At 70.2% G+C, this 12,483-nt stretch carries 10 protein-coding genes; 9 read left to right on the forward strand and 1 reads right to left on the reverse strand.

The genetic code is table 11. The annotated features are described in order from the left end of the window. The first annotated feature begins 244 nt into the window (after positions 1-244). The 9 genes from ACZ619_RS33000 (at position 245) to pssA (ending at position 11,178) form a co-directional block, all read left to right on the forward strand. Positions 245-2,050, forward strand: a complete 1,806-nt coding sequence (locus tag ACZ619_RS33000; protein WP_469606790.1) for a 3-hydroxyacyl-CoA dehydrogenase family protein — start codon at positions 245-247, stop codon at positions 2,048-2,050. A 136-nt stretch (positions 2,051-2,186) separates the two neighbouring features. Further along, positions 2,187-2,996, forward strand: coding sequence for a TetR family transcriptional regulator (locus tag ACZ619_RS33005; protein ID WP_469606792.1), 810 nt, complete (start codon positions 2,187-2,189; stop codon positions 2,994-2,996). A gap of 405 nt (positions 2,997-3,401) precedes the next feature. Further along, complete coding sequence (gene ccrA, locus ACZ619_RS33010) at positions 3,402-4,745, forward strand: crotonyl-CoA carboxylase/reductase (protein ID WP_469606794.1); 1,344 nt, start codon at positions 3,402-3,404, stop codon at positions 4,743-4,745. Between the two features lie 17 nt (positions 4,746-4,762). Then, positions 4,763-6,811, forward strand: coding sequence for a protein meaA (locus ACZ619_RS33015; RefSeq protein WP_469606797.1), 2,049 nt, complete (start codon positions 4,763-4,765; stop codon positions 6,809-6,811). Then, a complete protein-coding gene (locus tag ACZ619_RS33020; RefSeq protein WP_469606800.1) occupies positions 6,808-7,770 on the forward strand; it encodes an HpcH/HpaI aldolase/citrate lyase family protein in 963 nt (320 codons plus the stop codon). Before ACZ619_RS33015 ends, ACZ619_RS33020 begins: the two co-directional genes overlap by 4 nt. Positions 7,771-7,773: 3 nt before the next feature. Then, a complete protein-coding gene (locus ACZ619_RS33025) occupies positions 7,774-8,286 on the forward strand; it encodes a MaoC family dehydratase (protein ID WP_469606802.1) in 513 nt (170 codons plus the stop codon). Between the two features lie 3 nt (positions 8,287-8,289). Next, on the forward strand, positions 8,290-9,504 hold the full coding sequence (locus tag ACZ619_RS33030) for an acyl-CoA dehydrogenase family protein (protein ID WP_469606805.1): 1,215 nt from the start codon (positions 8,290-8,292) through the stop codon (positions 9,502-9,504). 170 nt (positions 9,505-9,674) lie between these two features. Continuing rightward, complete coding sequence (locus tag ACZ619_RS33035) at positions 9,675-10,331, forward strand: phosphatidylserine decarboxylase (protein WP_365684803.1); 657 nt, start codon at positions 9,675-9,677, stop codon at positions 10,329-10,331. 22 nt (positions 10,332-10,353) lie between these two features. After that, positions 10,354-11,178: a CDP-diacylglycerol--serine O-phosphatidyltransferase gene (pssA, locus tag ACZ619_RS33040; protein WP_469606809.1), complete on the forward strand. Its 825-nt coding sequence runs from the start codon at positions 10,354-10,356 to the stop codon at positions 11,176-11,178. Positions 11,179-11,275: 97 nt separating this feature from the next. Here pssA and ACZ619_RS33045 read toward each other — a convergent pair whose 3' ends face one another. Further along, positions 11,276-12,394 carry a glycerate kinase gene (locus tag ACZ619_RS33045; protein ID WP_469606899.1) on the reverse strand — a complete coding sequence of 373 codons (1,119 nt, stop codon included), beginning with the start codon at positions 12,392-12,394 and terminating at the stop codon, positions 11,276-11,278. Positions 12,395-12,483 lie beyond the last annotated feature (89 nt).

Raw genomic sequence — 12,483 nt, forward strand, 5'->3', positions numbered from 1 at the left:
GCAGCCGCCGTGAGCGTCAAGGTCGGTTCGGTACCCCGGTACCGCAGTACGGCCGGGCTCGGGACAGGGCCGGTCGGAAATCGCCGTCGGCGGGCGTGTGCGCGCCCGGTCCACCGGCACCGGGCGTGTGCGCCAGAAGCCCGGAACCACCCGCATGCACGCAGCACTTCTCCGCACCCGGTGCGCCTCCTTCGGCGTACCCGGGCGCGTTTCCAGTCGTCACCCTCATTCCTGGAGTCCCGCGATGGCCGCTCCCCAGTCCGACCCTTCCCTGTCCCCGCTCAGGACCGTCGCCGTCGTCGGCCTCGGCACCATGGGCACCGGTATCACCGAGGTCCTCGCGAAGGCCGGCCGCGAGGTGATCGGCATCGACGTCAGCGAGGCCCAGGCCGCCCGGTCCCTCGCCGCGCTGGAGACGGCCACCACGCGTGCCGTGGCCCGCGGCAGGCTGACCGAGCGGCAGCGCGCCGACGCGCTCGCCCGGGTCCGCACCGGGACCGACCTCTCGGCCGCGGCCGACGCCGACCTCGTCATCGAGGTGGTCCCGGAGTCGTACGACATCAAGCACCAGGTCTTCCGTGAGCTGGACCGGATCGTGCGCCCGCAGACGATCCTGGCCACCGGCACCAACGCGCTCTCCGTGACCCGGCTGGCCGCCGACTCGGCCCGTCCCGAGCGCGTCCTCGGCCTGCACTTCTTCAACCCCGCCCCGGCGATGAAGCTGGTCGAGGTGGTCTCCTCGGTGCTGACCGCGCCGAACGCCGTCGCCGCCGTCACGGACCTCGCCGTCGAACTGGGCAAGGAGCCGGTCGCGGTCGGCGACCGCCCCGGGTTCGTCGCGGACGGGCTGCTGTTCGGCTACCTCAACCAGGCCGCCGCCATGTACGAGGCCAGGTACGCCTCCCGCGAGGACATCGACGCGGCCATGCGGCTCGGCTGCGGCCTGCCCATGGGCCCCCTCGCCCTGCTCGACCTGATCGGCATCGACACCGCGCGCACGGTGCTGGAGGCGATGTACGCCGAGTCCCGCGACCGCCTGCACGCGCCGGCCCCGATCCTCAAGCAGCTCAGCGAGGCGGGCCTGACCGGCCGCAAGTCCGGGCGCGGCTTCTACGCCTACGAGGCCCCGGGCAGCGCCGCGGTCGTCCGGGACGCGCAGACCCCGCGGGACGGCGCCGCGCCCGGCCAGGGCCGTACGGTCCGCTCGGTGGGCGTCGCCGGCTCCGGCACCATGGCCTCCGGCATCGCCGAGGTCTTCGCCAAGGCGGGGTACGAGGTCGTCCTCGCCGCCCGCAGCGAGGAGAAGGCGCAGGCCGCCAGGGCCCGCGTCGGCAAGTCCCTGGACCGTTCGGTCGGCAAGGGGCGGATGACCGCCGAGGCCGCCGCCCGGACCCTGGACCTGATCACCCCGGCCGGTTCCTACGACGCCTTCGCGGACGTCGACCTGGCCGTCGAGGCGGTCGCCGAGGACCTGGAGGTCAAGCGGCAGCTGTTCCAGGCGCTGGACAAGGTCTGCAAGCCGGGCGCGGTCCTGGCCACCACGACGTCCTCGCTGCCGGTCGTCGCGTGCGCCCGCGCCACCTCGCGTCCGCAGGACGTGATCGGGATGCACTTCTTCAACCCGGCGCCGGCCATGAAGCTGGTCGAGGTGGTCCGGACCGTGCTGACCGCCGAGGACGTCCACGCCACCGTCCGCGAGGTCTGCGTGAAGATCCGCAAGCACGCCGTCGACTGCGGCGACCGGGCCGGTTTCATCGTGAACGCGCTGCTGTTCCCGTACCTCAACAACGCGATCAAGATGGTCGAGGAGCACTACGCGTCGCTGGACGACATCGACGCGGCGATGAAGCTGGGCGGCGGATACCCGATGGGTCCGTTCGAACTGCTGGACGTGGTCGGCCTGGACGTCTCGCTCGCGATCGAGAAGGTCCTGCACCGGGAGTTCCGCGACCCGGGGCTGGCGCCCGCGCCGCTCCTGGAGCACCTGGTGGCCGCGGGTTGCCTCGGCCGCAAGACCGGCCGCGGCTTCCGCGAATATGCCCGCCGCTGACGGCGTCGGCGACTGGTTCCGGGACGAGAAGGACTGGGGCGGGCTGCTCGGCCCCACCGGGACTCCCCCGCCCGCGGCGGGCGGGGGAGAACCCGTGCATGCGCATCAAGCTGCGCACATGCAGTACGTTCGGGTCATGTCCCAGCCCGCCAAGTCCTCACGTACCCCAGCCCCGCCCGACGCGCCGGAGAGCGCCGCGGGCAGCCGCGCGGCGGCCCAGCGGCTCAAGATGCGCCGAGAACTGGCGGCCGCCGCGATGGAGCTCTTCGCGACGAAGGGGTACGAGGCGACCACCGTCGACGAAATCGCGGCCGCGGCCGGGGTCGCCCGCCGCACCTTCTTCCGTCACTTCCGCTCCAAGGAAGAGGCGATCTTCCCGGACCACGACGACACCCTGATCCGGGCCGAGGCGGTGCTCAACGCGGCGCCGGCCCATGAGCACCCGCTCGACACGGTGTGCCGTGGCATCAAGGAAGTCATGAAGATGTACGCGGCGCGGCCGGAGATCTCCGTCGCCCGCTACAAGCTCACGCGTGAGGTGCCCACCCTCCGCGAGGCCGAGATCGCGTCGGTGGCCCGCTACGAGCGGCTCTTCACCCGCTACCTCCTCGGCCACTTCGACGAGCACGCCCACGCGGACGACGCGAACGACGACCCGCTGCTGGCCGAGGTCGCGGCGTCGGCGGTGGTCACCGCCCACAACCACGTGCTGCGGCGGTGGCTGCGGGCGGGCGGGCAGGGGGACGTGGAGACGCAGCTGGACCACGCGTTCGCGATCGTGCGGAAGACCTTCGGGGACGGCATCGGCGCGGGCCGCGAGACGCCGCCGCGCCCGGCCCCCGCCTCCGTGGCCTCGCAGGGCGAGGTGCTCGTGACGGTGGCCCGCACGGACGCCCCGCTGGACGAGGTCATGCGCACGATCGAGCAGGCGCTCAAGGAGCGCTGAGCCACCCTCCGGGAGTGCCCTCGGACACTCCGCCGCTGTGACGACGGCCACCCGCCCGGGTGGCCGTTTTGGCATGTCGGAGCACCTTTTCAGGCGCCTTCACGAGGCCGTTCGATCGATCATCGCTCATTTGTTGCGTAAAGATTTCACCTGAGAGCAAGTTCTGGCACTCGGTGCCTTGCTCCCTGGCACGCGGTGTCATACGTTGAGGGTGTCCGGCCTGTCCCGGCGAACCCACCCGTTCGCCCGCCGGACGCCTGCGTCACAGGCAACCTCCCGCGCCACAAAGCGCTGCCGAAGCACCGCCCCGCCGAACCGACGGCACCTTTCCCGAAACCCTCAGCAGCACCGACGCAACCCTCAGCGCCCCTTCCCTCGGGGGCGCGTATCGCCGGAGGCAACACCGTGACCACTCAGGCCATTCTGGACGCGATCCAGTCGCCGGACTCGACGCCGGCCGACTTCGCGGCCCTCCCGCTCCCCGAGTCGTACCGCGCGATCACCGTGCACAAGGACGAGACGGAGATGTTCGCGGGCCTGGAGACCCGCGACAAGGACCCGCGCAAGTCGATCCACCTCGACGAGGTCGCCCTGCCCGAGCTGGGCCCGGGCGAGGCCCTGGTCGCCGTCATGGCGTCGAGCGTCAACTACAACTCGGTCTGGACCTCGATCTTCGAGCCGCTGTCCACCTTCGGCTTCCTGGAGCGCTACGGCCGCCTCAGCGAGCTGACCAGGCGGCACGACCTGCCGTACCACGTCATCGGCTCCGACCTCGCGGGCGTCGTGCTGCGCACCGGCCCCGGCGTGAACGCCTGGAAGCCCGGTGACGAGGTCGTCGCGCACTGCCTCAGCGTGGAGCTGGAGTCGAGCGACGGGCACAACGACACCATGCTCGACCCCGAGCAGCGCATCTGGGGCTTCGAGACCAACTTCGGCGGGCTCGCCGAGGTCGCGCTCGTCAAGTCCAACCAGCTGATGCCGAAGCCGAACCACCTCAGCTGGGAGGAGGCCGCCGCCCCCGGCCTGGTCAACTCCACCGCCTACCGCCAGCTGGTCTCCCGCAACGGCGCCGGCATGAAGCAGGGCGACAACGTGCTCATCTGGGGCGCGAGCGGCGGACTGGGCTCGTACGCCACGCAGTTCGCGCTGGCGGGCGGCGCCAACCCCATCTGTGTCGTCTCCTCGCCGCAGAAGGCGGACATCTGCCGGGCGATGGGTGCCGAGGCGATCATCGACCGCAACGCCGAGGACTACAAGTTCTGGAAGAACGAGCGGGAGCAGGACCCGCGCGAGTGGAAGCGCTTCGGCAAGCGCATCCGTGAGTTCACCGGCGGCGAGGACATCGACATCGTCTTCGAGCACCCCGGCCGCGAGACCTTCGGCGCCTCCGTCTTCGTCACCCGCAAGGGCGGCACCATCACCACCTGCGCCTCCACCTCGGGCTATATGCACGAGTACGACAACCGCTACCTGTGGATGTCCCTGAAGCGGATCATCGGCTCGCACTTCGCCAACTACCGCGAGGCCTGGGAGGCCAACCGGCTGATCGCGAAGGGCAGGATCCACCCCACGCTGTCGAAGGTCTACTCCCTGGAGGAGACCGGCCAGGCCGCCTACGACGTGCACCGCAACCTCCACCAGGGCAAGGTCGGCGTCCTGTGCCTGGCCCCCGAGGAAGGCCTCGGCGTGCGCGACGAGGAGATGCGCGCCAAGCACCTCGACGCCATCAACCGCTTCCGCAACATCTGAGACACCCGGGGGCACAGATGACTGAGCGTCAGATCGCCGACGGGGCACGTGCGAAGGACCGGCCGTGGCTCATGCGCACGTACGCCGGGCACTCCACGGCCGAGGCGTCCAACGAGCTGTACCGGCGCAACCTCGCCAAGGGCCAGACGGGTCTGTCGGTGGCGTTCGACCTGCCGACGCAGACCGGCTACGACCCCGACCACGTCCTCGCCCGCGGCGAGGTCGGCCGGGTGGGCGTGCCCGTCTCGCACCTCGGTGACATGCGCCGGCTGTTCCAGGACATCCCCCTGGAGCAGATGAACACCTCGATGACGATCAACGCCACCGCCATGTGGCTGCTGGCGCTCTACCAGGTCGTCGCGGAGGAGCAGGGCGCGGACATCACCAGGCTCCAGGGCACGACCCAGAACGACATCGTCAAGGAGTACCTGTCCCGGGGGACGCACGTCTTCCCGCCGGGGCCGAGCCTCCGGCTGACGACGGACATGATCGCGTACACGGTCTCCCACATCCCGAAGTGGAACCCGATCAACATCTGCAGCTACCACCTGCAGGAGGCGGGCGCCACGCCGGTCCAGGAGATCGCGTACGCGATGTCGACGGCGATCGCGGTCCTCGACGCCGTGCGCGACTCCGGCCAGGTGCCCGCCGAGAAGTTCGGTGACGTCGTCGCCCGTATCTCCTTCTTCGTGAACGCGGGCGTCCGCTTCGTCGAGGAGATGTGCAAGATGCGCGCGTTCGGCCGCATCTGGGACCGGATCACCCGCGAGCGGTACGGCATCGAGGACCCGAAGCAGCGCCGCTTCCGGTACGGCGTCCAGGTCAACTCCCTGGGGCTGACCGAGGCGCAGCCGGAGAACAACGTCCAGCGGATCGTCCTGGAGATGCTGGCCGTGACGCTGTCGAAGGACGCACGCGCGCGTGCCGTGCAGCTGCCGGCCTGGAACGAGGCGCTGGGCCTGCCGACGCCCTGGGACCAGCAGTGGTCGCTGCGCATCCAGCAGGTGCTGGCGCACGAGAGCGACCTGCTGGAGTACGAGGACATCTTCGAGGGCTCGCACGTCATCGAGAAGAAGGTCGCCCAGCTGGTCGCGGACTCCCTCGCGGAGATCGGCCGGATCCAGGAGATGGGCGGCGCGATGGCGGCCGTCGAGTCCGGCTACCTGAAGTCGCAGCTGGTCTCCTCGCACGCCGAGCGGCGGGCCCGGATCGAGTCGGGCCAGGAGAAGATCGTCGGTGTCAACGTCTTCGAGACCACCGAGCCGAACCCGCTGACCGCCGACCTGGACACCGCGATCCAGACGGTGGACCCGGCGGTCGAGGCGAGGGTGGTGGCGGCGATCGGGAACTGGCGCGACACGCGCTACCAGCCGCCGTTCAACCACCCGCGGCCCTGCAAGGCCCTGGAGCGGCTGAAGGAGGCCGCCAAGGGCACCGACAACCTCATGGAGGCCACCCTGGAGTGCGCCAGGGCCGGGGTCACGACCGGTGAGTGGGCGGGCGCGCTGCGAGAGGTGTTCGGCGAGTTCCGGGCGCCCACCGGGGTCTCCTCGGCCCCGGTCGCCGTTCCGGCGGAGGCGGGCTCGGCGCTGGCCGAGGTCCGGGCCAGGGTCGACGCCACCGCCCGGGAGCTGGGCAGCGGCAGGCTGCGCTTCCTGGTCGGCAAGCCGGGCCTGGACGGGCACTCCAACGGCGCCGAGCAGATCGCGGTGCGGGCCCGGGACGCCGGCTTCGAGGTGGTCTACCAGGGCATCCGGCTCACCCCCGAGCAGATCGTGGACGCGGCGCTGGCCGAGGACGTGCACGCGGTCGGCCTGTCGATCCTCTCCGGGTCGCACGCCCAGCTGGTCCCGGACGTCCTGGAACGACTCCGTGTGGCCGGTGCCACAGATATACCGGTGATCGCCGGTGGCATCATCCCGAACGGTGATGCCGAACAGCTCAGGGAAGCCGGAGTGGCCGCGGTCTTCACCCCGAAGGACTTCGACATCACCGGAATCATCGGCCGCATCGTCGACGAGATCCGCAAAGCGAACAAGCTCGACCCCCTGGAGGTCCCCGCATGACGACCGTCAACCGTCTCCGCCCGCGGCGCTCGTGCCTGGCAGTACCCGGTTCGAACCCCCGCTTCCTGGAGAAGGCGCAGGGTCTCCCGGCGGACCAGGTCTTCCTCGACCTGGAGGACGCGTGCGCGCCGCTGGCCAAGCCCGGGGCACGGCACACCATCGTGAAGTTCCTGAACGAGGGCGACTGGACCGGCAAGACGCGCGTGGTGCGCGTGAACGACTGGACGACCGAGTGGACGTACCGCGACGTCGTCACGGTCGTCGAGGGCGCCGGGCAGAACCTCGACTGCATCATGCTGCCGAAGGTGCAGACGGCCCAGCAGGTGGTCGCCCTGGACCTGCTGCTGACCCAGATCGAGAAGACCATGGGCTTCGAGGCCGGCAGGATCGGCATCGAGGCGCAGATCGAGAACGCGCAGGGCCTCAACAACGTCAACGAGATCGCGACGGCCTCCCCGCGCGTCGAGACGATCATCTTCGGCCCGGCCGACTTCATGGCGTCCATCAACATGAAGTCGCTGGTCGTGGGCGAGCAGCCGCCCGGCTACCCGGCGGACGCCTACCACTACATCCTGATGAAGATCCTGATGGCCGCCCGCGCCAACAACCTCCAGGCGATCGACGGCCCCTACCTCCAGATCCGCAACGTCGAGGGCTACCGCGAGGTCGCCCGGCGCGCCGCGGCCCTCGGCTTCGACGGCAAGTGGGTGCTGCACCCGGGCCAGGTCGAGGCGTCCAACGAGATCTTCTCGCCGTCGCAGGAGGACTACGACCACGCCGAGCTGATCCTGGACGCGTACGAGTACCACACGTCCGAGGCGGGCGGCAGGAAGGGCTCCGCGATGCTCGGCGACGAGATGATCGACGAGGCCAGCCGCAAGATGGCCCTGGTCGTCTCCGGCAAGGGCCGGGCCGCCGGCATGCAGCGCACCTCGAAGTTCGAGATCCCGGAGGCCTAGGCGATGCAGTTCGGACGCACGTACGAGGAGTTCGAGGTCGGGGCGACGTACAAGCACTGGCCCGGGAAGACGGTCACGGAGTACGACGACCATCTGTTCTGTCTGCTCACGATGAACCACCACCCGCTCCACATGGACACGAACTACGCCGAGAAGACGACGGATTTCGGCAAGAACGTGGTGGTCGGGAACTACATCTACTCCCTTCTGCTCGGCATGTCCGTGCCGGACGTCTCGGGCAAGGCGATCGCCAACCTGGAGATCGAGTCGCTCAAGCACGTGGCGCCGACCTTCCACGGGGACACGATCTACGGCCAGACGACCGTGCTCGACAAGTGGCCCTCGAAGTCGAAGGACGACCGCGGGATCGTCTACGTCGAGACCAAGGGGTACAAGCAGGACGGCACGCTGGTCTGCGTCTTCCGCCGCAAGGTGATGGTGCCGACCAAGACGTACATCAAGGAGCGCGGCGGCGAGCAGCCGGGCCGCCCCGAGCTCAAGGAACAGGGGAAGTAAGCGATGGCTCGTCTCGCCCAGACCGCCGGTCTGACCGACGTCCAGCAGGAGATCCTCTCCACCGTCCGCGACTTCGTGGACAAGGAGATCATCCCGGTCGCCACCGGGCTGGAGCACCGCGACGAGTACCCGCAGGCGATCGTCGACGGTCTCAGGGAGCTCGGCCTCTTCGGCCTGATGATCCCCGAGGAGTACGGCGGCCTGGGCGAGTCCCTCCTGACGTACGCGCTGTGCGTCGAGGAGATCGCCCGGGGCTGGATGTCCGTCTCCGGGATCATCAACACGCACTTCATCGTGGCGTACATGCTCAAGCAGCACGGCACGCAGGAGCAGAAGGACCACTTCCTGCCGCGCATGGCGGCCGGCGACATCCGGGGCGCGTTCTCCATGTCGGAGCCGGCCCTGGGCTCGGACGTGTCGGCGATCACCTCGAAGGCGGTCAGGGACGGCGAGGAGTACGTCCTGAACGGCCAGAAGATGTGGCTGACGAACGGCGGGACGTCGTCGCTCGTGGCCGTCCTGGTGCGTAGTGACGAAGGACTCACCCCCGAAGAGGCGGCCGCGAAGCCCCACAGGTCGATGACGACCTTCCTCGTCGAGAAGGAGCCCGGCTTCGGCGAGGTCCGCCCCGGCCTGACCATCCCGGGCAAGATCGAGAAGATGGGCTACAAGGGCGTCGACACCACCGAGCTGATCATGGACGGCCTGCGCCTTCCGGCCGATCGGGTGCTCGGCGGCGTCACGGGCCGAGGTTTTTACCAAATGATGGACGGAGTGGAGGTCGGCCGCGTCAATGTGGCGGCCCGTGGTTGCGGGGTCGCCCAGCGTGCGTTCGAGCTCGGCGTCCGGTACGCCCAGCAGCGGCACACCTTCGGCAAGGCGATCGCCCAGCACCAGGCCATCCAGTTCAAGCTCGCGGAGATGGCCACCAAGGTCGAGGCCGCGCATGCCATGATGGTCAACGCAGCACGCAAAAAGGACTCCGGGGAACGAAACGACCTGGAGGCCGGGATGGCGAAGTACCTCGCCTCCGAGTACTGCAAGGAGGTCGTGGAGGATGCCTTCCGGATCCACGGCGGCTACGGCTTCTCGAAGGAGTACGAGATCGAACGTCTCTACCGTGAGGCGCCGATGTTGCTGATCGGCGAAGGTACCGCCGAGATCCAGAAAATGATCATCGGGCGCCGGCTGCTCGAAGAGTATCGATTCCAGGGCTGATTGTCCGGGTGCGGGGTGTTTTCTTCGAGAAGAAGATCACACCCCGTCAACGGGCTTCGGCCGCCGACTCGGCTTCCTGGCTTGCCCAGTTGTGGCCCGCGACCGGTACGATCCCCGGAAAGCCGCCGTCCCCCTTTAGAGCGCGGCATCATCCGCTACGAAGGTCATCCATGCCCCACAGCCAAACCTCTGCACATCGAGACAGCCTGGCCGGCGTACGCCTCGCGCGCGGAGCATCGCCGTGGCTTCTCCCGACCGTCGCCACCGCAGCCGTCAGCCTGCTCCGCGCCCGCCGCTCCGGGGCCGCCAAGGCCGTCGCCGTGCCCGCCACCGCGCTCGCGGCGGGCATGCTGTGGTTCTTCCGCGACCCCGAGCGTGAGATCGCCCAGGGCCGTGTCATCTCGCCCGCCGACGGTGTGGTGCAGAGCATCATGCCGTGGAAGGACGGTCGCACCCGCGTCGCGATCTTCATGAGCCCGCTCAACGTGCACGTCAACCGCGCGCCGCTGTCGGGCACGGTGACGTCGGTGGAGCACATCCCCGGTGGCTTCGTTCCCGCCTTCAACAAGGAGAGCGAGAACAACGAGCGCGTAGTCTGGCATTTCGACACCGAACTCGGCGACATCGAGATGATCCAGATCGCCGGCGCGGTGGCCCGTCGCATCGTCCCCTACGTCCCGCAGGGCACGAAGGTCGAGCAGGGCGACCGCATCGGTCTGATCCGCTTCGGCTCGCGCGTCGACATCTACCTGCCCGAGGGCGTGGAGGTCGCGGTCGAGGTCGGGCAGAAGACCGTGGCTGGGGTGACTCGCATTGACCGTGATTGATCCTGAGACCCAGGCGGGCTGGGTGCCCGAGGCAGACGAGATCGGTGACGAAGAGGAGGAGATGCCCCTCTCTCTCCGCCTCTCGATAGCGGACACCCTCACCCTGGGCAACGCGACGTGCGGCTTCATGGCGGTGTACTTCACCACCACCGGCATCCTGATCCCGCACCTCACCGGGGACGACCAGTCGGCCGGCATGGCGCGGCACAGCGCCGCCACCGCGGTCATCCTGATGCTCTGTGCCGCGATCTTCGACCTGTTCGACGGCCTGGTGGCGCGCAAGCTGCGCTCCTCCCCCATGGGCGCCGAGCTGGACAACCTCTCGGACCTGATCAGCTTCGGCCTGGCCCCGGCGTACTTCGTCCTCGTCTACGGCATGGTGGCGGACGACGCGTACCAGAAGGTGGCCGCGGTCGGAGCCGTCGTCGTCCTGCTCGCCGTGGTGCTGAGACTGGCCCGGTTCTCGTGCGTGACGCCGCCGAACGGCATGTTCCAGGGCATGCCGAGCCCCTTCGGGGCGCTGACGGTCGTCTCCATCGTGCTCCTGGAGCTGCCGTTCTTCGCGACGCTGCTCGCGATCCTCGGCACGGCCTGGCTGATGGTCAGCCGCGTCGAGTACCCGAAGCCGCGGGGCCGCCTCGCGGTCGCGATGCTGTCCTGGATCGTGCTCGGGGTCGGCCTCCTGGCGGCCTGGGCGTTCGACGCGCCCGGCGGCCAGCTGCTGCTCCAGACCGGCTGCGCGCTGCAGCTGGTGACCGGCGCGGTGATCCCGCTGTTCGCCACGGCCCGCCGGGTGAACAACTTCCGCGACAACCGCCGCGAGGCCCGGGCAGCCCAGCTGCCCTAGCCCCGACCGCTCCGAAACGGGTGTGGCCCGAGCCTTCGAAGGCTCGGGCCACACCCGTTCTCGCGTTCGAGGACCCCACGCGGGAGCCCTCGCGCGCTCAGCTCAGGAAGTCCCGGGCGATCTGTTCCGCCACCCGTTCCAGGATGGGGCCAGCGTCGGCGATGCACCTGGCGACGTCCGGCTCCTCGGCGGTGAGCGGGTAGGCGCGGCGGATGCCGGCCCGGCCGATCGCCTCCGGCGGCAGCGCGAGGCGGCCGCAGACGGCGACGACCTCCTTGCCGGCGGCGCGCGCGGCCGCGGCCACCCCGGCGGGCGCCTTGCCGTGCAGCGTCTGCTCGTCCAGCGAGCCCTCGCCGGTGATGACGAGGGTCGTCCGCTCCAGCGCGGGCGCGAAGCCGAGCACGTCGAGCATGACGTCGATGCCCGCCCGGAAGCGGGCGCCGAGCAGCAGGGCGCCGTAGCCGATACCGCCGGCGGCGCCCGCGCCGGGCGCGACCGCGTAGTCGTGGGCGCGCGGGCCGACCTCGGCCTCCAGCACCTTGGCGAAGTTGGCCAGCGCCTCGTCCAGGGCCGCCACGTCGTCCGGCGAGGCCCCCTTCTGCGGGCCGTACACCGCGGGCGCGCCCTTCGGGCCGGTCAGCGGGTTGTCGACGTCGCTGGCGAGGACCAGGTCGACGGCGGACAGCCGCGGGTCCAGGCCGGACAGGTCGGCGCGGGCCAGGTCGGCGAGGCCGCCGCCGCCCGGCGGGACCGGCTCGCCGTCCTCGTCCAGGAACCGCGCCCCGAGCGCCGACAGCATCCCGGCGCCGCCGTCGGTCGTGGCGCTGCCGCCGACGCCGAAGACGATGGTGCGGGCGCCCGCGTCCAGCGCGGCCAGCAGCAGTTCGCCGGAGCCGTAGGTGGACGCCGTCAGGGGCGCGAAGACCCCGCGGGGCAGCCGCTGCAATCCGCTGGCCTCGGCCATCTCCACGACCGCGGTGTCGCCGCGCAGCGCGAACGCGGCGGTGACCTCCTGCCCCAGCGGCCCGGCGACTCGTCTCTCGTGGCGTTCGAAACCGGCCGCGACCGCCGCGGCCACCGTGCCGTCCCCGCCGTCCGCCACGGGCAGCGCCTCGACGTCGAGGCCCGGGACGACCCGCCTGAGCCCCGCCGTGACCCGCTCGGCGACCTCGACGGCCGTCAGCGAGCCCTTGAACTTGTCCGCGGCGATGAGCACGCGCTGTGTCACCTGTATCCCCTTGCTCTCCGGGCCCTCGCACGTCAGGGCCAGTCGCGCCGCTGCGACCTTAACCGGAGGAGCCCCTT

This window comes from Streptomyces sp. NPDC104367 (assembly GCF_055583825.1).

Bases quoted from the DNA above. Each gene is read 5' to 3' on its own strand.
- ACZ619_RS33035 (WP_365684803.1), top strand. From the start codon at position 9,675: ATGCCCCACAGCCAAACCTCTGCACATCGAGACAGCCTGGCCGGCGTA.
- ACZ619_RS33020 (WP_469606800.1), top strand. From the start codon at position 6,808: ATGACGACCGTCAACCGTCTCCGCCCGCGGCGCTCGTGCCTGGCAGTA.
- ACZ619_RS33025 (WP_469606802.1), top strand. From the start codon at position 7,774: ATGCAGTTCGGACGCACGTACGAGGAGTTCGAGGTCGGGGCGACGTAC.
- ACZ619_RS33005 (WP_469606792.1), top strand. From the start codon at position 2,187: ATGTCCCAGCCCGCCAAGTCCTCACGTACCCCAGCCCCGCCCGACGCG.
- ACZ619_RS33030 (WP_469606805.1), top strand. From the start codon at position 8,290: ATGGCTCGTCTCGCCCAGACCGCCGGTCTGACCGACGTCCAGCAGGAG.
- ACZ619_RS33000 (WP_469606790.1), top strand. From the start codon at position 245: ATGGCCGCTCCCCAGTCCGACCCTTCCCTGTCCCCGCTCAGGACCGTC.
- ACZ619_RS33015 (WP_469606797.1), top strand. From the start codon at position 4,763: ATGACTGAGCGTCAGATCGCCGACGGGGCACGTGCGAAGGACCGGCCG.